This is a genomic window from Flavobacterium sp., assembly GCF_039932285.1.
Classification (GTDB): domain Bacteria; phylum Bacteroidota; class Bacteroidia; order Flavobacteriales; family Flavobacteriaceae; genus Flavobacterium.
Window position 1 is genome coordinate 1 of record NZ_JBDTQE010000006.1, and the last position, 22,504, is coordinate 22,504.

Genomic DNA, 22,504 nt, shown 5'->3' on the forward strand with positions numbered 1-22,504 from the left:
TAGAGAAGAACTTAGGTTCTATCGCTGATATGTCAAGATTACCTGCTGCATTATTTGTAGTAGATATCAAAGCTGAACACATCGCAATTAAAGAAGCTCAAAAATTAAACATTCCAGTTTTCGCAATGGTAGATACCAACTCTGACCCACGTCTTGTTGAGTACGTTATCCCTGCAAATGATGATGCTTCTAAATCAATCGATAAAATTTTAACATTAGTAACTGAAGCTATTATTGATGGTCTTGCAAACAGAACATCTGATAAAGAAGCTGACGCTACTACTGAAGAAGTTGCTCAAGAAGAAGTAGTTGTTGATACAATCGCTGAAGAAAAAGCAATTGTAGCTGAGGCAGCTAAAACAGAAGAGTAATTATCTAATTTACGAATTACGAATTATCAATTACGAGTTTTTAGCGTAATTCGTAATTTGTAATTCGTAATTTTTTTATAACCCAATTAAAATAAAAAATATGGCAACTATCACTGCTGCAGACGTAAATAAATTAAGAACCATCACCGGAGCCGGAATGATGGATTGTAAAAAAGCTTTAGTTGAATCAGACGGGGATTTTGATTTAGCAATCGAAAACTTACGTAAAAAAGGACAAAAAGTAGCTGCAAACCGTTCAGATAGAGAATCTACTGAAGGAGCTGCTATCGCTGTTGTAAACGCTGACAATACTGCTGGAGTTGTTATCACATTAAACTGTGAGACTGACTTTGTAGGAATGAACGAAAACTTCGTTAAAATGGCTGTTGAAATGGCAAATCTTGCTTTAAATTTTGACAACAAAGAAGAATTCTTAGCTTCTGATTTTAATGGTATTACTATTGCTGATAAACTAATCGAGCAAACAGGAGTTATCGGAGAAAAATTAGAAATTAGAACTTTCGAAAAACTAAAAGGTGCTTTCGTTGGATCTTATATTCACTCAGGAAACAAAATTGCTACTTTAACTGCATTCTCTGCAAAAGCAGACGGTATTGAAGAAGCTGCAAGAAACGTAGCAATGCAAGCTGCTGCTATGAACCCAATCGCGTTAAACGAAGAAGGTGTAGATGCAGAAGTTATTGCTAAAGAAATAGAAATTGCTAAAGATATGCTTCGTCAAGAAGGAAAACCAGAAGCAATGATCGAAAATATTGCAAAAGGTAAATTAGGACGTTTCTTTAAAGACAACACTCTAGTAAATCAAGATTATATTAAAGACAGTTCTATGAGCGTTGCTAATTATGTTAAATCTATCGATGCTAACTTAGTTGTAACAGGTTTCAAAAGAGCAGCTTTAGGATAATTCCTTTTAACGCATAAAATAAAAAGAGACCGTCTAATTTTTTAGACGGTCTCTTTTTATTTTGCTTTAACTCTTTTTTTATTTAAGTACTCTAATGAATGTCTGAAAAAAACCGAAGTAAAGCTTTGAGGGAAATAAACATAAAGAGACTAAAATAAGTGTATATCTTTATGTTTAAAGCTCTAAAGTTTTATAAAAAATCCTGAACGGCACAATATTAATTGCGCGTAAATCTATCAAGAGTTTTAAATCTTCTTTTAAGAATTCCCATTCGTCTTCATTATAAATAGAATTATCTTTTTTTGTTATAAAAATGTCTAAAGTAGGAGTGTACCCAATTGTACTGTCTAAACTGTTTTGGATTCCGTTTTTAATTTCAATATTTTCAATTTTGTCTCCAAAATGGTTTTTACATAGGATAATAATATCTTGTCTAGTTACGACTCTATGATTGGATATGAGGTTTTCTCTATAAGCATAAATCTTATCAGAGTTAGATAACTCGTCTTTACCTCCTTGAGTTGTTGACAAAAGGATAATGTTGTCTTTTTCAAAATCAGAGCCTTTATGAAGGGCAAACTTTGAAAAAGTGTTAATTTTATTTGCAGCCTCACCATTTGTGGTCCAATATTTTGTAAATAAATTACCTTTGTCTTTTTTACTTTTGGAATCAAATACCAAATAGGGAGTATTGCTGTTTTTTGAACCTATTGCTGCAATTTTATTTTTAAATCGTGATATAATTTGGTTAATTTCTTTTAGATTATTGTCTGTAAAATCATGTCCTAATCTTGTAAAAGCCGAAGCTTCATCTCGAATTAAATCAATTAAGTAATTAATTTCTTCAGTGGCATTTCGTTCATCAAAACGTGCAACACCACCAAAACGCAAATAGGCAAAATCATCCTCGTCCGAAGAGTCTTTATCTTTATTATTTACGATAATTACTTCTCTATTACTATCATCTGAAACTGAAAATAATTCTAAAAAATAATCATCATTTAGAATTAGAGGATAAATATTAAGTAAATCCTTTATTTTTCCTTGTGTTTCATTTAATTTTTTATTGATGATTGGAAAGCAATTATTGGCACAAAATATTTCAGAAAGAATATTTGGCCCTATTACATTAGGGAATTCAACTCTTAGCCAAAGTAATTTTTCGTCGGTTATTTTCTTAATGTCTTCTTTTGCAAATAAATCTTTAAATTCTTTTGGTAAGTCATATTTTCCGTCATCGATGGTAATAATATCTTCGATAGTGATAAAATTGCTTCTATAATATTCGTTAATATGTTCTTGAACTTTATCTATGTAGTGAAAATCCTGTTGCATTAACTCATTTTCATAAGTTTTTTTAGTTTCTTCGTAATTATACCCTTTTTTTGTAGATAATTGCAAATCATTTAAAAACCATTTTGCTCTTGGTAAAAAATGATAAAAAACATCTCTATCTATGCTATTTTTAAGATGAAAATAAAACATTAAATCTTTTATAATTCCTTCGCCTTCGTGTTGAAGTCCAATCCAAATAGTGCTATGTGGATACGGACTTTTATATTTACTACTTGATAAAACTTCGCGAAATTGCTCTTTAACAACTTCTTGAATTCCATTTGGAAGTACAACGTAGTTTATTTTATTTCGATTTAATTTTACGGCTTTTGTAGGCCCAAAAAAGTAATTTTTTATTGTACTCTCCGTTGGATTGTATGGATTTAGTTCTTTTCGCTGAAAATAAAACTGGTGGTAGTCATTTGTAATAGTATCGTTTTCTACAGGATAAGCTCTTAAAATCCCTCTTGCTCCTGTTGCTCTTGAAGAAGTTACAGGAGTTAGAATTTCAATAAGTCTTTCTGTGATGCGTCTGCGACTCGAGAAAATTTCATGTGATATATTCTCAAGTTCTTTAGCACAAACGTCAAAAAGAAGATTTACAATGGGGTCAAAAACATTTTCAAGCTCCACATCAGTATAGCCCCACTGTTTAGCAGCTCGTTTAAGTAATCGGTCTTTAATTTGGTCTTTTGATAAATGATTCATAATTTATTTACTTAAAAGAAAATGGAGCTAAATAATAGGAACTTTTGTAATAATAAGGTTGATTCGTCTGTTTGATAATGCCATAAACGATAATATCTAATCTTTTTTTTACTCTAATGCTTAATTCATGGCTTAATGTATCTTCAACAACTCCTAACTCTACATTGGTAATTATAAGGCGTTTTTCGTATTTTTTTACTTTGTCAAATATTGATTCTTTAATTAGATCTTTTAACTGATTTGGATTGGCTAACTGATTAAAATCAGTTTCCCAAATTTCGGTTCCAAAATCTTCGTCATATTTATATTCGCCAAATGTTGTGCTGATGATCAAAGAAATAAATTGAGCTAAAGATTCTTCGATGGTTACTTTTCTAGAATCTTCCCCTATAGTGAGTTTTTTGAAATCAAATGGGATTTTATAAAATAGCTCCTTCATTTATTTTTTCGAATTTAATTTCGTTATTTTCATCTAAAGTTACTTTTAAATGATCTCCTTTTTGAATTTCGTTAGAAATTATCATTCGTGATAAAGGTCTTTTTAGAAGTGTTCTTATATTTCCTTTGATTGGTCTTGCACCATATTCGCTACTAAATCCTATTAATGCAATTCTTTCTTTGTCTTCTGCAGAAATCTCTAAGGAAATCTCTAATTTTTCTAATAATTGAAGAAGTTCTTTCTTTAGATGAATATCAAAGATACGAGCCACACTTTTTGAACTAATAGGTGCAAAAGGGATTATCTCGGTCAATCGACCTAAAAATTCAGGACGGAAATAACCTGTCATAATTTGAATTAAATCATTCGATTTAGGGATTACCTCTTTCTCAAATGATTTGACAATAAAATCTGAACCAATATTTGAGGTAAATAGGATTACAGAATTTGAAAAATCGCCTTCTTTCCCTAATCTGTCATGTAATTTCCCTTCATCTAATATTTGCAAGAAAACGTCAAAAACCGATTTGTGTGCTTTTTCAATTTCATCAAATAGTACTATTGAGTAGGGTTTTTGTCTAATTTTATTTACTAATAAGCCACCTTCCTCATATCCTACATATCCTGGAGGCGCACCATAAAGTAGTGCTGCGGAATGTTCTTCTTTAAATTCAGACATGTCCAATCGAATGATTGCATTCTCGTCTCCAAAAAGGAAATCTGCCATCGATTTTGCTAATTCTGTTTTACCTGTTCCTGTTGGCCCTAAAAAGAAAAATGAGCCAATTGGTTGTCCTGGTTTTGTAAGTCCTGATCGTGATTCTAAAATAGCATCAGAAACTACTTTTACAGCGTGATCTTGACCTATTACTCTTTTTTTGAGCATATTTTCAATATCGAGTAGTTTTTCTCTTTCGTCAGATTTTACTTTGCCTGCAGGTATTCCTGTGATTCCAGAAACGACAAGTGATAAGTGAGACGGGAATACTTTGTTTTCTTGTTTTTCTAACTCTTCGAGAGTATTAAGCAAGCTTTTTATATGATCTAATTTTTTATCTTTTTCGTGTAAAGTGGGATAAATAGTTATGCTTTCGTCGACTTCGTTAAATAAGTTACCTGACTTTTTTATAACATCGTTGTATAACCAATCTATTTTTTCAATTTCATCTTCTTTGAGATTGGGTAATGATTCTAATTGAATTTTTAATTCAGGAAGTTCTTTCTTAATAGTTTCTTTAGCCACTTTAAGTGACGACATAGTTCTATCAATCAAATCTAAAGCCGAATCAGGTAATGATTTTTCTTTTAAATATCGTTTAGATAATCGAATAGCTTCCTTAATACCATCTTCATCTATTGAAAAATTATGATGTTTTTGATAATGACTAATCACATTATTAATCATTCTAAAGGCTAAATCTTGCTGAGGTTCTTGTATTTCTAGTGTTTCGAAACGTCTTGATATAGCATCGTCTTTACCCAATGTTTTTCTATATTTTTCGGTAGTCGTGGCTCCTATAAAAGTAATGTCACCCTTTGAAAGTTCAGATTTTATAATACTCGCAATGCCGCTTCCTTGATTTGAGTCAAATAATTCGTGAATATCATCAATAAATACAATAGGTTTGTCGTATTTTTTTAATTCATTAAATATTTTTTGCAAACGATCTTCAACTTCTCCTTTATAAGAAGCGCCTGCAAATAACGCTCCAATATTTATTTCAAATACTGAAGCATTGTGAAATGAAGATAGAATAGTTTTATTGGCAATTTTATGACAAAATCCTTCTACTAAAGTCGATTTTCCTACACCAGGTTCGCCAGTAATGATAACGTGAGGTTTTAATCTTCTATTTAAGATTTCGGTAATTATTTTTAGTTCTTCATCGCGACCAATAATCGAAAAAATATCGTCTGTTTTTGTTTTGTTTATTTTATTGATGCAGTATTTATCTAATACTGACGAATTTCCTCTAGAGGATGAGTTCGTTGAAGAAGATGAAGAGCCTGAATTTTGTGAAATTGTATTTCCTTCAATCAGTATATCTTTTAATGAGGTTGGATTTATAGGTAAGGATTTTAACTGGTCGTGATTAAATCCTATTCCTGGGGTTACTAAGGTAATAAGCAAGGTATTAAAATCTACTTCGGTACCAAAGTTTTTTGCAATAATTTCGGCTTCTTCAAAAACAGCAATTGCCGCATTATCGGCAGCTGGATCTTCTGTTGGTTTCGAAACTTTTGGCAATTCATTGATGCGTACATCTGCCCATTCATCAATATAAAAAACATCGACACCTTTGCTGTCTAATAGTTTTAAAAAATCAAATTGCGGGTTTAATAAAGCTTTTAAAATATGCGATGCACTATATTTTTGATTCAGATTTTCTTTAGCAAATTGTTTTGCAACGTGAACAACCTGAGGTATTTCTTCTTGCCCCATAGTTTTTTAGTTTGTGTTTGTTTAATTATCCCCAAATAATCAAGCAATGTTTTGTTTATTCTGATTTAGCATTAGCAACCTTGATGTCTATGATAAGATCGTCTATGCGTTTTTGCTTGTCTCTATTTTCTTGAGTAAGTTGGTCAATCGTACTTTTACAATCGGAATATTGTACCACGTCTTTTTTAGAATTTACTAAATCTTGTACGTTCACAATAATACGTTCATATAATTTTGAACTTAATGTGTCATCCGGGATTTCTTTGCTTAAATCACCTAGTTTTTGACTAATGTTTTGTTCTATATAAGTTGCTCTTTCGGGAGTTTTTTGCATAGAATCTAATAGCTTAGTAATGTTTTTAAACTCATCAGAAAATTTTTGCTGATAATTAAGTTGTTTGATCATTCTTTCGTTTTCACTTCGTAAAACCTCATTTTCTTTCATAGGAAGTTTGAAGTTAAAAAATAATGCAAAAACAAAAATTCCTGCTGAAATGACAAACATTCCAAGAAACATTAAAAATGCTGAGTAACGCTCTTTTTTATTTAAAATATCCATAATAAAATTAATCTGCTAAAAATGTTGGTGATGAATTTGATGGCTTGTTATCGTTGCTAAAGACTGAAGTGCTTTTGTCGTTTTTTAAAACATTTTCGTTTACAAAAATTCCAGTATCTCTTTTTCTTCCTATATAATCTAATTGATTTAAAATAGAATAAAGGTTGTCTATTTTTGAAATAAAGTAATTGGTTTGATCTACAGTTTCTCTAATGTCAAAAGGTTTATATTTAACATTTATAGCATCTGTAAACAAACGTTCAAAGTCCCCACTTTTTGTATCAGTCCATTCTGAAAAATAATTAAATAACATTTCCTTACCGTCACCTGAAAAAGTGTCAAAACAATTTTTTAAGGTTCTAGCAAATCCTACTATATTGCTTAAAATGTCTATGGGTTTTGTGTTGTAATTTGTCCATTTATTCATTGTAATATGTTTTTCAACATAATTTAATGACTTGTTACAGGCTTCAAGAACCATACTAGCAATTACGTTTTCATCTTCTGCGGTGCTTCTAAACTTTATTTTTTGTATGATTTGTACGGAATAGAATTCTATTTGTTTAAAAAACAAATCATAATTTTCAAATAAACTAATTAAATTTGAATGACTATTTACAGTTAAGCAAGGTGGAATATAATCTGTTAGAATTTCATAACTATCTGATGATGTTTTAAATTTTGCTATTGGGAATTGTAAAGCACCAATATTATTTTGATTTACATCACTTTCTATTACAGTTGTAAAAAAATATTTTGACCTCGCGTAAGGAAACCTAGGTGGAGTTTCTAACATATTTTGTTCTCCAGATGGGATTCTATGATACGGGTCTACGTTTAGAAGCAAGTAATAGTTATTTTCTTTAAAATCAAAATCTTTCAATTCTATCTTTTCAGAAAAAGAACCTGTTAAATCGGTGATCTCTATTCGTCCTCCAGAAGGAGTTACTGCTTTAAGCATTTTTATGTCGATACTCAACTCATTGTGTGTATCAATAGAAATTGAATATTGAAAAGGGCTCGATAAATTAGTGCTTAACAATCCGTAGTTTAAATCGCTGGTTTCAAGATTTCTTGCATCACGAACTAAATCTTCAATATTGTCTTGCAATTCAATAAAATGATTTTTATTGATTTTCATTCCTTCAATCCAGTTTACTGGAAAGTGTTTTATGTTTTCTGCCATACTTCTAATTTTTTTATATTCTTTGACAAATTATTGTTTCTCCATCTTTAATATTATTAGTATCTATGGCTAATTCGGGGTCTATATATTCTGCTGAACCAAACCATTTTGGTTTGGTATGAAAATACCATCCATAGGGTTGCTGTTTTTCATCAAGATGATTAATCTTGCCATTTGGGTTTTTTTCGTTATAATCATTGATGAAATAATAAAATAATCGACCAAAATCAAATGCCCTTGGCGCCTTTACTTTAAAATTAATAATGTCTTTATCATTTGATTTTTTTTGAAAAACTAGATTCAAAATAATAACGTTACGCATCTCTGATGCCTGTGGAGCTGGATATACTGAATTTAGAGGATAAAACCATCTTTTGTGTAACTTGGCAGGAATCGAGATAGCAGTTTCAAATAAAATGTAACACAAAGTTGGAATTATAAAAAATAACAAGGTAGCTATTAAATAGGTTAAATAGTCTAATTCTCCAAAAAAGCTCGCAATGATTGATATAAAAGCAGCAATAAATAAGGCTGTTACAGATGAAATTGCTATTTCTGTAAATATTTTTTTCGCTTCAAATTTTTTAAAATAAATTCGAAATAACCTAAAATGAATTGCTCCTGTAATTGCAAAATAGACTTGAAATGCTACAAATCGTTGCGAAACTATTACATCTTTTAGATTATATAAAATGCTAGAAAATACCACAAAGACTAATACTTGAGCGAGTATGTAATAAAAATATTTTTTCTTTTCTTGTTTTAACTTTGGGGTTTTAGCACTTATTAACATTGTAAGCATAACTGCTATTGCTATAATTATAAGTGCATAAATTAATGCTTCGCCTCCATTTAGTTTCGGTAAAAAACGTCTCATTTTATATTGTTGTTGAAATTCCTAATCTTGATTTGTAGCTGTCTTCTTCTATTGTAAATTTTTCATCATCCGAGTTTAATTTGATGTCAAACGAAAATTGCACATGAAATGGTAAAAATAAATTAAAAAATGTAGTAATGAAGATTTCCATTGATTGATTTTGAAAAAAATATTTTAAATTTTCAGACTCTTTAAGTGGACCAACACTAAAATTGTATTTTTTTAGATAAATTCGTTCACTACTTTCTAACGTTGTGTTGACTCCTAATAGCATATCTGAACTTATAGAATTCACATCATACGCATAATCTAGCTTGATATATGAGGAAGTATAATTTACTTCTTCTTGTATTATGTTTTCTAATATATTTACAACCGTTTCAATGCTTTGGTCATTACTTTGATTTTGTTTTAAAAGAGCATAAAAGAGCTTGACAATTAGTTTGTCAGGAATACTATTATCTACGGCTAGTATTGTTCGAATAATATCGGCAATTTCATTAGAATTTAATTTTGAAAAAAACTCAGATTCAAAACTTTCTATGAGATGTCTAAATCGAAAAAACTCATTTTCTATTGGGTTAAAAAAATGGCGAGCTTCTTTTTCTTCTTTTTTTCTGTTTTTAAATTCTTCTACAGGATTATTTCCTTTATTTCGGTCTCTATAATCATGAGATATGCTTTCAGGTAAAATGTCATAAAAACCATCCCTGCTAATTTCGATATTTACAACGTCCTTGTTAATTGCGTCATAATCGATATTCATTTTGTCTTTTCTAAAATTTCTATAAAAAAGACCATTTGATTTAACAACAATATTGGAGTCAATAACATTACTTTCAAGTAAGGCATTGAAAATAATTTCCGCTTTTAAATCAAACGAAGTTAAATGTCTATGATTAGTAATAATTGATGTGTTTTTTTTCATAAAGCATCACTTTTTTAGCCTTACAGCTCCAACATAAGATTTTTGCCAATAATGCTTTTTTAAGCTCCCAATAGAACAACCCTCGGTAGAACTTGCTCCAAAAAACTTATCGTTTTTTAAATAAATTCCAACGTGAGAAACCACTTGGTCGTCTTTAATTTTAAAGAAAACCAAATCTCCTTCTTCCAGTGGTTGTCCTTCTTTAATCATTTTAAAACGTTTGTCACCATACATCTCAGTTGATGTTCTAGCTAATTTTGTATCATAAACATATTTATAGAGTTCTTGCATAAGAGCAGAACAGTCTACACCATTTTTATTTACTCCGCCTAATAAATAAGTTGTTTCTTCCCAGCTTTTTATAAAAATATATAATTTTTCGTTTGTTATTGCTTTTTTATCAACATTAAGTTTTTTTGAAAAATAAGTAATTTCCTCATTTGAAAGGGTTTTCTTGTAATCATATACTACTCTTTCATTACTATTAAAATTAAGTCTGTTTACATCATTGTCTGTAATTATAGGCTTTGATTTGCATGAAAGAAGAGAAATAATAATAATAATTGATAAAAATCTTAACATATTGTGATAATTTACAAAAAAAATAAAGCTTATTTTACAAAAGTCAACAATTACAATGAAATAATCAAATCAAATATGCGTTTTTTACAATTAATTAAAATGCATAGACTTATTAATTAGTTAATATCTGATTTTTTTGACTATACTAGAATATAATAACGTTTGATGGCGATAAAAAAGTTTGAATATTCAATATTTTTTATAAATTTGAACAAAAGAATAAATATCAAATTAGTAATGAACAAGAACACTCAAATTAAAACGCATTTTGACAATAAAATTTTAGGTTTTTTTATGGTTTTTTTTACTTTATCTTGTTTACTACTATTGTATAAAAAGCAAAATCAAGACAATTGCGATATTTCTGGTTTCGAAATAGAATCAAAAGGATTTAAAGCAAAAGAATTAATAACATTTTCGGATACCACAAAGAATGCATCTAAATGGGAATGGAATTTTGGAGATGGGAGTAAATCATCATATCTTTCAAAAGTATCTCACTCCTATGAAAAAGAAGGAAAATATACTGTAAAATTAATGGTTGGTCAATCTTGTGTTGTAGATAAGGAAATTACAATTTTTCCGTTTGAAGAGGAAATAGATAATTCATTAATGCCTAATTTTTATGCGCCATCAAAAATTATAGTTGGAGAACCTACAACATTTAAAGACTTAACACCCCACGCAAATTCTTGGCAATGGAAGTTTGGAGATGGAAGTAGTGAAGGAAGACAATTTGATGCAACAGAAAAAAACCCTACCTATGTGTTTAAAACTTCTGGAGCAAAAAAAGTAACTCTTGCAGTAAATGGGAATTATAAATACGTAAAAAAAATAGACGTATTTGTTCAAATGCCTAAAGTGAAAGAAGAGGTTGTTGAGGTTGTGAAAATGAAAGCAAAAAAAGAAAGAGGACCTGAGAAAAAAGGAGTTACGGAGTTTGATATTGAGGCCATGATGAATGGAATTGCAGAGAATCAATTAACCTATAGGAATTTTTCTAGATATTTTTGTAAAGACGCAATGCCAGAAGTGCATTTAAAAGACGCTAAAATATTATCACTAAAAGAGTTAGATGAAAATATTAGAGGGAAAAGTATAAAAATCAAGAAAATAGTCATTCAAAAAGATGATGATGGTTGTGTGACTAGAATTGATGCAAACTACAAAAATTAAACAACAACAAATAATAACTTAAACATACTAAAAAATGGCAACAAATAGATTTTCCTCAAGCTTTGGGATAGGCGGAAATGAAGTTAGAGTTGAAGGTCAAGAGGGGATGCTTGAAATTCAACAAAACAAAACTTTAATCGCACAAAAGCTTACCACAAAAACACCTACAAGACCAGAAATTGTTACTGGTTTAAAAAATATGGATGAAGTTTTTGAGCACTTTGATCCTAAAGTAGATTTGGCTTTCGAAGATGAAAAAGGACAAAATGTAAAAGAGCAACTTATATTTAAAAACGTTGGTGATTTTTCATTAAGTGGAATGACTAATCAAAGCCCTTTTTTAAGCGATTTGCAAATTAAGAATGAGCAATATAAAAAATTGATCAAACAACTTAAAACAAATAAAATTTTAAAATTAGCTTTACAAGATCCAGAGGCAAAAAATGCAATACTAGATTCAATAGAGTCTTTAATAAAAGAAATTGAACAATCTGATAAACAATAAACGATATGAGTCAAGAAAAAGCAAATTCGGCTGCAAATAGTAGTAAAGAAGCTAAAGAAGTATCTTCTTTATCATTAGAACAACAATTAGAATCGTTTATACAATATGGTGGTTTTGATTTATTAGAAGGATCTATAGATGGTGTTCAAAACCTGAATCCAGAGAGAAAAGCACGAAAAAATATTTTTTTAAGTGAAAGCGGAAAAAAAGCAGAAAGAGAAACTCTTAAAAAAACATTGCAACTTTGGGCAGATTCATTAAAAGCATCTGATAATTTAGTTGACTTAGTAAATGATTGTTCTGAAAAAGCAGACGCAGTTGAAAAAACTTTAAAAAAGAATTTAGCAATTGCTGTAGAAGAGATAAAAGAACTAGAGCAAAATTATCGAACAATTTCATTGTTTTATAAAAATACAGAAGAAAGTAAGATTAAAAATATTTCTATAATGAATGCCGAGCTAGATCAACTTAAAGATTTAGACAATTCTCGTTTTATAGACAATATAGAAGAAGAATTAGTAAATGGTTTTGACCGACTAGATTTAAGACAAAACTATTCATTACTAGTAATTCCAGGATATTTAGGTTCAAATAAAGTTATTGAAAAATGGGGAAAAATAGCTTATGAAAATAAAGTAATGTTAATTACCGACTTTCAGCATTTAGATGAACCAGATGATGTTATGGAAATGTTTGAAGCAGCTAACTTAACAGGAGGTGATACTTATAGATCTAATGTCATGATGGCCTGTAACTGGTTAGTAGGTAGAGGAAAACACGACGAAATTGATGAGGAAGAAGATTTATATTTGCCACCATCAGCAGCATTAGCTGGGAAAGTATACAATACATTGATGTCTCAAGTTACAGCAGGTAAAAAACACGGAGGAATAAATGAAGTAGATGGCGTTAAATTCGATTTAAAGAAAAGCGAAATAGCTAATCTTGAAAATATGGGATTAATTCCTATGGTAAATGAATATGGTAAAGTGATGGCATTTTCAGCAAAAACCTTATTTAATGGAGATAACTTAGGGCTACAAACTTACTCAGTTGTTCGTGTCTTTGATTATGTTACTAAAGTTTTAATGGATTTTTTAAATCGTAGAGCCTTTGAAAACTTTAATTCAACAACCAAAAAAGAAATTTTGGGACAAATTGTTAAATTTTTAGACAGCGTTTCTGGTCCAGGAAAATTAATTGAAGATTTTGATATCAAAAGATTCGAGCAAGACCCTAATCAAAAAGACAGGATTTTTGTAGATATAAGGTTAAAACCATATTTTCCAGCTAAAAACTTTTTAATCCGTATGGACGGACAAAAAGGAGATGATGGAAACGAATGGGATACAGAATACGCTAACGTTTAAACACACACAAACAATTAAATCGTTTAACGGTGTTATTAAATCGTTAAAAATCAATTATTTGTAAAAATAATAATTTTGTATTAAAATAAAAGGTCATATATTAGCATAGTTCAAATCAAATAAACATTTATAAATCAAATAAACTTAAAATTATGTCATTTAAATCTAAATTAAGCGTTGGGGGAAAAGAGCTTAACATTTTAAACGCTTCGTATGAGCTTTTTCAAGAAATTGACGCTACAGGTCGTCCATCTTCTGTAACAAGAGGCGGGTCAATCACTGTTACAGTAGAATCTACAGGAGATTCATTCTTTTTTGAGTGGATGACTGATAATTTTGACCGAAAAGATGGGTCAATTTTATATGTAAAGCGTGATACTGATGCAAAATTAAAAGAAGTAAAATTTACAGAAGCCTATATGGTTAAGTACAGAGAAAACTTTGATGCTTCTGGAAACAATCCATTAACAGAAACTTTTACAATTTCTGCACGTGAAATGACAATCGGAGAAGGTAAACTTGTTAATGAATGGACATCATAATAAAAGAGTCATTCTAATATTATAGTAATAATAAAGGGATCGTTTAGGCTTTCCCTTTATTGTTATTAGATGTGTTACTTTTAATATTAATTTAACCTTATTTATTATGTCTTTTTTAGCAAAGCTTGAAATTGATGGAGAAACAATGAATGTCTTAGAGTTCAATTGTTCTATACGACAAGAATTGGATAAAAGCGGAAAGCCTTCTGCAGATCCTAATGGAGGAAATATTAGACTGTTAGTTGAATCTACAAAAAGCACTTTGTTATTTGATTGGATGGTAAGTCATTCTCAAACTAAAAATGGTAAAGTTACTTTTTATAGAAGAGATGCTGTTTCTAAAATGAGAGAACTCGAATTTAGCGAAGCCTATTGTGCAAGTTATGACGAAATATTTATAGCAGACAACAATACACCAATGCAAATTCAATTTTCTATTTCAGCTAAGGAAATAGCTATGAATGGTTCGAAATTGACTAGAAACTGGCCTTTGAAATTCTAATTTGTTATGGACGAACTTGAATCTAATTTCTTTCTGTCATTAAGTATTCATTTTGGCGGGGGTAAATCCTATTTTAGTGGCACTGCCGGTATGGGCGTGAGTAAAAAACTTGGATCTATCGATCCTGGTGTAAACTTAGCTGTAAATTTTTATAACGGAGGAATAGGAACGTTAGAAAATTCAAATAAAGTTCATTTTGATACTGTTTTAACCGGGAAATTAACCGCAGGAGCAGGTAAAGGAAATCCTATGGATATTTACCCATTACATATAGATTCTGGAACAGGACTTGTAGATAATTATAAGTATTCAGCAACATTAGGAACCAATTTTATTCTTAATAATAGTGGCAGAAATCAGCAGGTAGGATTTCTTCAGTTAAGGGTAGAAGATTTTAGTTTTCAAACTTATAACGATTTTGGGGGTTTCAAGAAAATAGGAATTAGCGACGGTTATGATCGCTGGTGGACTGGAGGCGGAAACATAACTTTAGGAGCTAAAAATAGTAATTATCAGTTTGTAGTTGCAAGTGATGTTTTTACCGCAGATACTGATTCTGAAAATAGATTAGACAGAGAAAATGCTGATAATAATTTAGCAGAGTTTAACAAGAATAATCCAAACGGAGGATTTGAGAAATTCAAAAAAAGAATTACTGGATATACACCAACTAAAGCTTCAGAAGTAGATGAAACTTTCGTAAAAGAAATGCGAAATGACACATGGACTCCTAATCAACACTCTTTTAATCTAAATCAAGGAAGAACATCTTTCGGATTAAAAACGCCACAAGGGTCATTTAGAGCAAATCATCTTGGAAGTAATGATATGTGGAGCCAAGATATGATTCATAGAACTATAAATTTTCATTTAATTCCTTCGGAACGTGAAAATCAATGGGAATTTCAAGGGGCTTCAAATATAAATAGTGAGTTCTAATGAAAAAAATGTTTTGGAAAACATTATTACCAGTTCTTTTTCTACAATCTTGCGGTCCAAAATTTTATGTAAAAAATGATTTCACGTTTTTTGATAAAAATTTCGAATTAGATGAAAGTTCTTTGTTAAAAACAAATGGAATTTATGTATTAGATAATATTTGGTCTAGCAAAAATGGAGGAGAAATTTTACCTATTAAGAGTAATAAAATATATCAATTTTACAAAACAGGACAATCAAATTTTTGGTTTGATAATGGTTTAAAATCTAATGATGATTATCTGTTGTTTTTAGAAAAAGAAAATATTAAAAGTAGTAATAGTCAAAGTACTTTATTTCAAGGTTATTATAAAATCAATAAAAATCAAATTATCATTCAAAATGTAAATACTTCCTTGAAAAGATTTAATTATACCTACGGTTTTATTGAATCAAATAAACTCATTATTGTTAAAGAGGATATTATTGAAGGAAATGGAAAATTTGACAACAAATATTTCACAAATACCTATAAAGAAACTTATATATTTAAGGAACTAAAAACCACGAAAAAAATAATTCCAAATTGGTAAAAGTCCTCTAAATTTTAAAATGTATAGAAATTATGAATAAAATAACCATCATAGTTTTAATTATTGTTACACTTACCAGTAGTAAGAGTGTTTGTCAAAATACTAGTATACAGCAATTTGATGATGTTTATAAAAAAGAAATTTTATTAGAAAACAATGCGCTTTCTGAAAGAATTTTAAAATTCCCTCAAGATATAATTAGGTTAAATGAGGAAACAAAAATAGCATTACGGAAAAAAGATTTCACAGCAGCTTACGAACTTGGTGTTAAAATAGACAAAATGATGCCTAACAATGAAGATGTGAAAAATTTTTTAGGTAAGATGTCTTCTAAATTAGGTAATAGTTCAAAGGCTCTATTCTATTTCGACGAAGCTTTAAGAATTAACCCATTAGCAAAGTGGATTTATATAAATAAGAGTATTGCACTCTCTGAAATTGGAAAAAATAGTGAAGCGCTACAAACTATAAATATATTAATAGAAAAATATCCCAACTGGTTTATCGCTTATAATATAGAAGGAGCACTATTTTCAAATATTAATCAAAAAGACAAAGCAATTTTAGCCTATTCAAAGGCTATAGAACTTGAACCCAATAGTGCTCAAGTACTAACAAATAGAGGTAATGTATATTTAGAAAAGAATGAAATTGATAAAGCAAAAGCAGATTTTGAAAAAGCATTATCTATTCAGCCTAATTATGAAATTGCAAATCAGAGAATTAATTTTCTAACAAAATAAGCTCATAAAAAATCTATACATTTCTTTTTAAAGAACAAACAACAACAAATTAACTAAAAATTACGCTATGCCAATTAGTACAAAAATTTCGATACAAATAGACGGGGAAGATTTGACAAGATTTTCTAAATTGGTTATCAATCAAAAAGTGCATACACACCACAAATTTTCACTTTTGCAACCCCTTCCAAAAGAGTTTATAGACCAGGCGATAAATAAAACACAAGGTTATATAGGGAAGACTATTGTCATAAAAATAGAGCCAAATAACATGCGTACAAATTCCCCGTTAAGTTTTATTGGTGTTATTACCGAAGCACAAATGGTACGTGCTTCAGGAGCCGCTGGAGGAATCATTATCAACGGATATAGTCCAACTATCTTGATGGAAGGAGCGCCCAATATAAAATCATTTAGTACACAATCCCTTTCTGATATTGTTAAGGAAGTTGCAGGAAAGTATAAAGAAAAAAGCGTTCAACCCTCAGTTTCTATTCAAAATGATACCACCTTACCGTATACAGTTCAATACGGAGAAAGTGATTATGGATTTTTAGCTAGAATGGCACAAAAAAAAGGACAATGGTTTTATTATAATGGAGAAGAATCTTTTTTTGGTAAACCAAAATCAAAAACATTCACTTTAGAGTATGGACGCTCTTTGCATAGTTTTAATATCGAAATGAGAGCCAAGCCACTTGGTTTCGAGTATATAGGATATGATGCCAGTACTGCAGAAACACAAAAAGCCAATTCGACAGAAATAAATTACCAAGCGCAAGGTTATGCCAAGTCTGTTTTTGATTCTTCAAAAAAAATGTTTCCAGAAGTCTCTACTTTGTTGTATAACAATGCTATAGAAGAAGGAAATTCACGAACACACTTAGTAGATAGAGTAACCACTCAACTGCAATCACGGGCAGCCGATTTAGTTACCGCCAAAGGCGAAAGTGACGAAACAGGATTGAGAATAGGTGATGTGGTATCTATACATGAACCTGCTTTTTCAATGACAGGCAATGCAATAGATGGACTAAAAGAGCAAAATTTCGGGAACTATATCCTTACCGATATTACCCATGTATGTGATGAGTCTGGATCATATCACAACACCTTCGATGCAGTACCAGAAAGCGTGCTGTGTCCACCTTACGGTGATGTTTACAGTATTCCAACTGCAAACACACAACCCGCAAAAGTAGTAGACAATAATGACCCAGCAGGATTAGGAAGAGTAAAAGTAACTTTTGCATGGCAAGAAGGTAAAGATACACCATGGTTAAGAATGATAAATCCCCATGCAGGAGGAGGTAAAGGAATGTATTTCATTCCAGAAATAGGTGAAGAAGTATTGGTTGCTTTTGAAAATGGTAATGCCGAAAAACCTTTTATTCTTGGATCAATGTATAACGGAGCAGAAAGTTCTAGTTATGCAAGCTCTGGTAATGACCAAAAAGTCATTCAAACCCGTTCAGGGACTAAAATCATTATGAATGATGCCGAAGGAAGTGTTTTTATTGAAGATCCTTCAGGTAACACTTGGATCATGGATGGTAAAGGCAATATTAATGTGAATGCACCTAATGATATTACTATGAACGCAGGAGGAAGTATTAGTATGACGGCAGGACAAAACATTAATTCATCTGCGAGTTTAAATATTGTTGAAAGCGCTGGGGTAGACAAATCATCTTCAGTGGGAATGATGCATAATATGTTTGTAGGAGGAAACAGCATGGTAAATGTTGTAGGTAATTTAACCGAATATATTACAGGTAATATGGAATCACATACCGAAAAAGATAGAGTAACTAACAGTAAAAAAGGCATAGAGTCTACCACTGAAGGAGAAATGGCGAAACATTCCAAAAAAGAAGTAAAACTCAATAGCGCTGAAAAGTCAAAACTTTTTTAAGAATGACAAGGATTAGAAATGTACAAGGTAAAATAACCGAAACCACTGGAGGCAATGATATTTCTTATGCTCAAGAAAGTATTGTGCTTAATTCTCATAAAGCTATAAGTGTAAAAGGAGAAGAAAAAGGAGTGAGTTTCCAGAAACCAAAAAGTTATAAACCTAAAACTGATTTACTTGTAACAAAAGTTGAAGGGCCATATGATGAAAAAGATAAACTTGTAAAAGTTGTCAAAAAAGGATTTTTTTATACATATAAGGCAAGTTTGTCTAGAGAACCAAAACCCGAAGAAATAAAAATGTTAAGATGGGCATCAAAAAATGATGACGGAAAAACTAATGAATTATCAGGTGTTTCAACACACAATGCATTAGTAAAAGATAAAATAATTATTGGAATTGCAGTAAATCAAGATTGTGATAAGGTTAGAATCTATGCTTATTATAAAAAAGAAGATGAAAAAGCAAGTGTTGTAACAGATGTGGAAAATATTGAAATTTTATTGATTGTAGGTACAGAACAACATTCTCAAACTTATGGTAATAAACTAATGTTTCCAGCACAAGCTGTTAGAGAGGTTAGGGAAAGTTATAAACACAATAAAAAAGTAACTATTGTTATTTTCACTGATGGATTTAATGCTTTAGAATTAAGTACAATAGAAAAAGATTCCAAAAAAATAAACAGTTTAGTAAATTTTAAAAAAATTAATTCCATAACACAATTAATAAGCTATATAAATAATGGAGAAGGTTCAAATACTAGGGATAAAGTTAAAGTAGGTATTGTTAAAATCTTTTCTCACGGTTTACCCAGTATTCTTGATTTTGGGTTAGATGGGAGTAATAGCAAGTCACAAAGATTTGAAATTTCTCATATAGCAAAGTTAAAAGTTGACTCATTTACCAAAAAAGCAGAAATTTATTCTTACGCATGTAGGACAGGTAATGCCGATGATAGACTTGTAGCCTATAGCGATAATTATGAATATGAGCAAGATTGGGTTAAGATTGTAAAACCTGAGGAGAGTTTGGCTCAAAAATTAAGTGATCATTTAGATGCTAGAGTACATGCCTTTTTAAGAAGAAGTAATTATACATCTACTTGGGTAGAGGGCGGTGATGAAAGTTACAAAAAGAAATATATAACAATAGAAGATGAAGAGGTTAGTAATCCTATAAATCCTAAAGACTGGTTTAGAAAAGGTTGGGATGATGCTTTGTGGAATCCTGAAGGCGGATATTCAAAACCTGCATCTGGAAAGACCCCTGGAGGACTTTTGCCTTCAGGAATGTATGTGTTTGAGAAAGGTAAAAAACCAAGTAAATAATTATGAAAAAACTAAATATATATAAGATTTTTTTTACCATTCTGTTAGTTTACGTTTTGACATTCATTCATACTTATTTAAGTATGAATGAATATTCAAACAATTCATCTTCTGCTTGTTTTGGATGTTCATATATTGAAGAAATACTAAGATATAGTTTTATTTCTTTGTTTCTTATTCCAATACTGATTATTGCAAATAGGGTTAAAACAACCAATAAAACTAAAATAATCTTACTGACATTCTTTTTTATCATATTTTTATTTGTAGTAAACACTAGTCTTTTTGATGCAAGAGTTGCTTCTTGGAGTACTTATACTAATGTTGAATTATATATTTCAGTGTTTAGAAAAATGATTATTTCTGGATCTTTTTTTGGACTTATTTTTTATTTTTATTTGAAGTTTTTTTATTTAAAGTCTAACTATTGATTCTTTAATTTTGAAAAAAATTATATTTATAACAACAGTAATTATAGTACTTTTTTTTATTTTAAAAATTGTCAAAGAAATCAACTGGAATTCAAAACATGAAGTAGGAGAGATACTCGATAATTATAATGATGTAAAAGTATATTACAATGGTGGAGTAAGTAATACTGAAGGAAGAAATATGACTAAAGACGGCTACAATATTGGCATGAAATATCAGTGTGTCGAATTTGTAAAACGATACTATTATGAACATTTTAATCATAAAATGCCTGACACATATGGCAATGCCAAAGACTTTTTTGCCAAAGGTGTTAAAGATGGAGAAATGAATACTAAAAGAGACCTTTTGCAATATGTTAATCCTAGTAAAGTCAAGCCAAAAGTAGATGATATTATTATTTTTGATAAATCAATATTAAATTCTTACGGTCATGTAGCCATTGTTTCCAAAGTGGAAAATAATTATATTGAAATTGTTCAACAAAATCCAGGTCCTTTTAGAAACTCAAGAGATACTATTATGCTGAAAGTAAATAATAACTTATGGTTATTAGATAATGACAGAATTCTTGGCAGGTTAAGTAAGTGATTTTTTATGAAAATGATTTAAAGGCAAAATTTGCTGAGTTGAAAATATCCGAACATATGATAAAAAAACATGGATGATTTAACTAAGATTTTTAATAGTTTTAAATATTATAAATAAAAAGAAATAAAATAATTTTATAGTTCGAATTCATTGGACGATTGTTGTAAATTTTAATAAGAATAACAATATTTTTCTAAATCAAAAACATTATTATCGAATGGCAATAAACACAAAGGATATATTAATAAACAACACCATTTATTCTAATTTTCAGGACTTTAATAAAGTTTATAATGTAGAAATTACCATTAAAAGCGATGACGAAAATATAAACATAATTACTTATAAATCGTATGTTTCTTATTTTAAAGAGATTACAAATTCTTATTTTTTGGTTCAAGTAATTATAAAAGATTTTTTGCTTAATTTTAATGAACCAGATTCGGCTATGGAAAAACTAGCATTAAGATGTAGAGAAGCAATTGAAAAATGTATTTTTAGAGTAAGCAGTAAAAACGAAATTTTAGATATTGACAACCATTCAGAAATTCTTGGAGCTTGGCAAAAAATAAAAGAACAATTAAGACAAGAAAATGAAGGACAAACATTTGAAAAGTATATTTATTTATTTGAAAACAGTATAAAAAACAAAGATACTTTACTATTAAGAATCAAGAAAAATCTATTCATTAACCAGTATTTTTTTCCTATTTTTGAAGAATACTATCACGGATTAAAGAAAAAAAATATTGAAGAATTTAATTTTTTCAATCTTGATTATAAAGAAGAAGTACTTTTAGAAATTGAAAATGAAGGAAAATTCGACAAAGAGAGGAAAGTTACAATTTCAAAAAAAATAATTAGAACAGAAAGTAATACAGAACAAATTCCAATAGAGGAATATGAAGCACAATATATTTTAGACAATGATTTATCGTTAGAAAAAATACAAGGAAAATTTTCAAATAACGGAATGAATTATTCTTACACTATAGAAAATGAAGTATAAAATAATGAAGCAATTCATTTCAGTTGCTAAAATAAAATAAAAGAAATGGCAGAAAAACATATAGTGTGCCACGGAGCAATTTGCATGTGCAATTTTGGTGCAACACCAGACAAGTTAGTGGTAAAGTCCCATAAGAAGGAATTTATCAATGATAAGAACGGGAGCAAAAAATTAATTGCTTCAGACAAAGAACTTGGACCAACCTTCGAGAAAAACACCTTTGGACCCTGTCAGAAACAACCTATGGGCAATAGTTACAAACCTTGCCAGGCGGTAGTAACAAAGTGGAGCGGATTTTATGAAAAAGTAATCCTTGAAAACAAAGGGAAAATACTATTAGAAGATGCAAAAGCAACCTGTCCAATAGGTGGTTCAGATTGTATAAAAATTACTTTTCACGGACAAGTAAATGCACCAGAGGCAAGTAGCGCAAAAAATGCCAACCCAGAAATTATGTCAGCACTTAATCCAATGGTCGATATGGAGGAATTTGAAGACCAAGACGCACCTTATTACAGTTAATT

Annotated in this window: 23 protein-coding genes; 15 read left to right on the forward strand and 8 right to left on the reverse strand. The window is 29.9% G+C overall.

Annotated elements, in window-relative coordinates:
- Positions 1-371: 30S ribosomal protein S2 (gene rpsB, locus ABI549_RS02395; protein WP_348074852.1), on the forward strand; the 371-nt coding region annotated here is incomplete at its 5' end.
- Between the two features lie 100 nt (positions 372-471).
- A complete protein-coding gene (gene tsf, locus ABI549_RS02400) occupies positions 472-1,296 on the forward strand; it encodes a translation elongation factor Ts (RefSeq protein WP_348074853.1) in 825 nt (274 codons plus the stop codon).
- 174 nt (positions 1,297-1,470) lie between these two features.
- Here the strand turns inward: tsf and ABI549_RS02405 are convergent, their stop codons facing one another.
- Genes ABI549_RS02405 through ABI549_RS02440 form a run of 8 tightly spaced genes read right to left on the reverse strand, consistent with a single transcriptional unit; the run spans position 1,471 to position 10,353 of the window.
- Entirely contained in the window at positions 1,471-3,339 is a 1,869-nt protein-coding gene (locus ABI549_RS02405) for a hypothetical protein (RefSeq protein ID WP_348074854.1), read from the reverse strand.
- 7 nt (positions 3,340-3,346) lie between these two features.
- The gene (locus tag ABI549_RS02410) at positions 3,347-3,778 is read right to left on the reverse strand and encodes a GPW/gp25 family protein (RefSeq protein WP_348074855.1); all 432 of its coding nucleotides are present in this window, start codon (positions 3,776-3,778) and stop codon (positions 3,347-3,349) included.
- The gene (locus tag ABI549_RS02415) at positions 3,759-6,221 is read right to left on the reverse strand and encodes an ATP-dependent Clp protease ATP-binding subunit (RefSeq protein ID WP_348074856.1); all 2,463 of its coding nucleotides are present in this window, start codon (positions 6,219-6,221) and stop codon (positions 3,759-3,761) included. The genes ABI549_RS02410 and ABI549_RS02415 overlap by 20 nt, the downstream gene beginning before the upstream one ends.
- 55 nt (positions 6,222-6,276) lie before the next feature.
- On the reverse strand, positions 6,277-6,780 hold the full coding sequence (gene tssO / locus ABI549_RS02420; RefSeq protein ID WP_348074857.1) for a type VI secretion system TssO: 504 nt from the start codon (positions 6,778-6,780) through the stop codon (positions 6,277-6,279).
- A gap of 7 nt (positions 6,781-6,787) precedes the next feature.
- The gene (locus ABI549_RS02425; protein ID WP_348074858.1) at positions 6,788-7,966 is read right to left on the reverse strand and encodes a hypothetical protein; all 1,179 of its coding nucleotides are present in this window, start codon (positions 7,964-7,966) and stop codon (positions 6,788-6,790) included.
- Between the two features lie 13 nt (positions 7,967-7,979).
- Complete coding sequence (locus tag ABI549_RS02430) at positions 7,980-8,843, reverse strand: TssN family type VI secretion system protein (RefSeq protein WP_348074859.1); 864 nt, start codon at positions 8,841-8,843, stop codon at positions 7,980-7,982.
- A gap of 1 nt (position 8,844) precedes the next feature.
- Entirely contained in the window at positions 8,845-9,771 is a 927-nt protein-coding gene (locus ABI549_RS02435) for a hypothetical protein (protein WP_348074860.1), read from the reverse strand.
- Between the two features lie 6 nt (positions 9,772-9,777).
- Positions 9,778-10,353 (reverse strand): C40 family peptidase, encoded by a 576-nt coding sequence (locus ABI549_RS02440; RefSeq protein ID WP_348074861.1) that lies wholly within the window; start codon positions 10,351-10,353, stop codon positions 9,778-9,780.
- A 237-nt stretch (positions 10,354-10,590) separates the two neighbouring features.
- On the opposite strand from ABI549_RS02440, the gene ABI549_RS02445 reads away from it, so the two are divergent.
- From ABI549_RS02445 to ABI549_RS02505, 13 genes are all read left to right on the forward strand, one after another.
- Positions 10,591-11,529 carry a PKD domain-containing protein gene (locus ABI549_RS02445; RefSeq protein WP_348074862.1) on the forward strand — a complete coding sequence of 313 codons (939 nt, stop codon included), beginning with the start codon at positions 10,591-10,593 and terminating at the stop codon, positions 11,527-11,529.
- A gap of 34 nt (positions 11,530-11,563) precedes the next feature.
- The gene (locus tag ABI549_RS02450) at positions 11,564-12,034 is read left to right on the forward strand and encodes a hypothetical protein (protein WP_348074863.1); all 471 of its coding nucleotides are present in this window, start codon (positions 11,564-11,566) and stop codon (positions 12,032-12,034) included.
- A 5-nt stretch (positions 12,035-12,039) separates the two neighbouring features.
- Entirely contained in the window at positions 12,040-13,404 is a 1,365-nt protein-coding gene (locus ABI549_RS02455; RefSeq protein ID WP_348074864.1) for a DUF5458 family protein, read from the forward strand.
- Positions 13,405-13,556: 152 nt separating this feature from the next.
- A complete protein-coding gene (gene tssD, locus ABI549_RS02460) occupies positions 13,557-13,946 on the forward strand; it encodes a type VI secretion system tube protein TssD (RefSeq protein WP_348074865.1) in 390 nt (129 codons plus the stop codon).
- A gap of 106 nt (positions 13,947-14,052) precedes the next feature.
- Positions 14,053-14,448 (forward strand): type VI secretion system tube protein TssD, encoded by a 396-nt coding sequence (gene tssD / locus ABI549_RS02465; RefSeq protein ID WP_348074866.1) that lies wholly within the window; start codon positions 14,053-14,055, stop codon positions 14,446-14,448.
- Positions 14,449-14,454: 6 nt separating this feature from the next.
- Complete coding sequence (locus ABI549_RS02470) at positions 14,455-15,387, forward strand: polymorphic toxin type 23 domain-containing protein (RefSeq protein WP_348074867.1); 933 nt, start codon at positions 14,455-14,457, stop codon at positions 15,385-15,387.
- The gene (locus tag ABI549_RS02475) at positions 15,387-15,959 is read left to right on the forward strand and encodes a hypothetical protein (RefSeq protein ID WP_348074868.1); all 573 of its coding nucleotides are present in this window, start codon (positions 15,387-15,389) and stop codon (positions 15,957-15,959) included. Before ABI549_RS02470 ends, ABI549_RS02475 begins: the two co-directional genes overlap by 1 nt.
- Positions 15,960-15,991: 32 nt before the next feature.
- Complete coding sequence (locus tag ABI549_RS02480) at positions 15,992-16,702, forward strand: tetratricopeptide repeat protein (RefSeq protein ID WP_348074869.1); 711 nt, start codon at positions 15,992-15,994, stop codon at positions 16,700-16,702.
- A 67-nt stretch (positions 16,703-16,769) separates the two neighbouring features.
- Complete coding sequence (locus tag ABI549_RS02485) at positions 16,770-18,617, forward strand: phage baseplate assembly protein V (RefSeq protein ID WP_348074870.1); 1,848 nt, start codon at positions 16,770-16,772, stop codon at positions 18,615-18,617.
- A gap of 2 nt (positions 18,618-18,619) precedes the next feature.
- On the forward strand, positions 18,620-19,948 hold the full coding sequence (locus ABI549_RS02490) for a hypothetical protein (protein ID WP_348074871.1): 1,329 nt from the start codon (positions 18,620-18,622) through the stop codon (positions 19,946-19,948).
- Positions 19,949-20,389: 441 nt separating this feature from the next.
- Complete coding sequence (locus tag ABI549_RS02495; RefSeq protein WP_348074872.1) at positions 20,390-20,971, forward strand: CHAP domain-containing protein; 582 nt, start codon at positions 20,390-20,392, stop codon at positions 20,969-20,971.
- 217 nt (positions 20,972-21,188) lie between these two features.
- Positions 21,189-21,980 carry a hypothetical protein gene (locus tag ABI549_RS02500; protein ID WP_348074873.1) on the forward strand — a complete coding sequence of 264 codons (792 nt, stop codon included), beginning with the start codon at positions 21,189-21,191 and terminating at the stop codon, positions 21,978-21,980.
- A 45-nt stretch (positions 21,981-22,025) separates the two neighbouring features.
- A complete protein-coding gene (locus ABI549_RS02505) occupies positions 22,026-22,502 on the forward strand; it encodes a DUF4280 domain-containing protein (protein ID WP_348074874.1) in 477 nt (158 codons plus the stop codon).
- Positions 22,503-22,504 lie beyond the last annotated feature (2 nt).

Coding starts and splice junctions, on each gene's coding strand:
- tsf (WP_348074853.1), top strand. CDS start 472: ATGGCAACTATCACTGCTGCAGACGTAAATAAATTAAGAACCATCACC.
- ABI549_RS02405 (WP_348074854.1), bottom strand. CDS start 3,339: ATGAATCATTTATCAAAAGACCAAATTAAAGACCGATTACTTAAACGA.
- ABI549_RS02410 (WP_348074855.1), bottom strand. CDS start 3,778: ATGAAGGAGCTATTTTATAAAATCCCATTTGATTTCAAAAAACTCACT.
- ABI549_RS02415 (WP_348074856.1), bottom strand. CDS start 6,221: ATGGGGCAAGAAGAAATACCTCAGGTTGTTCACGTTGCAAAACAATTT.
- tssO (WP_348074857.1), bottom strand. CDS start 6,780: ATGGATATTTTAAATAAAAAAGAGCGTTACTCAGCATTTTTAATGTTT.
- ABI549_RS02425 (WP_348074858.1), bottom strand. CDS start 7,966: ATGGCAGAAAACATAAAACACTTTCCAGTAAACTGGATTGAAGGAATG.
- ABI549_RS02430 (WP_348074859.1), bottom strand. CDS start 8,843: ATGAGACGTTTTTTACCGAAACTAAATGGAGGCGAAGCATTAATTTAT.
- ABI549_RS02435 (WP_348074860.1), bottom strand. CDS start 9,771: ATGAAAAAAAACACATCAATTATTACTAATCATAGACATTTAACTTCG.
- ABI549_RS02440 (WP_348074861.1), bottom strand. CDS start 10,353: ATGTTAAGATTTTTATCAATTATTATTATTATTTCTCTTCTTTCATGC.
- ABI549_RS02445 (WP_348074862.1), top strand. CDS start 10,591: ATGAACAAGAACACTCAAATTAAAACGCATTTTGACAATAAAATTTTA.
- ABI549_RS02450 (WP_348074863.1), top strand. CDS start 11,564: ATGGCAACAAATAGATTTTCCTCAAGCTTTGGGATAGGCGGAAATGAA.
- ABI549_RS02455 (WP_348074864.1), top strand. CDS start 12,040: ATGAGTCAAGAAAAAGCAAATTCGGCTGCAAATAGTAGTAAAGAAGCT.
- tssD (WP_348074865.1), top strand. CDS start 13,557: ATGTCATTTAAATCTAAATTAAGCGTTGGGGGAAAAGAGCTTAACATT.
- tssD (WP_348074866.1), top strand. CDS start 14,053: ATGTCTTTTTTAGCAAAGCTTGAAATTGATGGAGAAACAATGAATGTC.
- ABI549_RS02470 (WP_348074867.1), top strand. CDS start 14,455: ATGGACGAACTTGAATCTAATTTCTTTCTGTCATTAAGTATTCATTTT.
- ABI549_RS02475 (WP_348074868.1), top strand. CDS start 15,387: ATGAAAAAAATGTTTTGGAAAACATTATTACCAGTTCTTTTTCTACAA.
- ABI549_RS02480 (WP_348074869.1), top strand. CDS start 15,992: ATGAATAAAATAACCATCATAGTTTTAATTATTGTTACACTTACCAGT.
- ABI549_RS02485 (WP_348074870.1), top strand. CDS start 16,770: ATGCCAATTAGTACAAAAATTTCGATACAAATAGACGGGGAAGATTTG.
- ABI549_RS02490 (WP_348074871.1), top strand. CDS start 18,620: ATGACAAGGATTAGAAATGTACAAGGTAAAATAACCGAAACCACTGGA.
- ABI549_RS02500 (WP_348074873.1), top strand. CDS start 21,189: ATGGCAATAAACACAAAGGATATATTAATAAACAACACCATTTATTCT.
- ABI549_RS02505 (WP_348074874.1), top strand. CDS start 22,026: ATGGCAGAAAAACATATAGTGTGCCACGGAGCAATTTGCATGTGCAAT.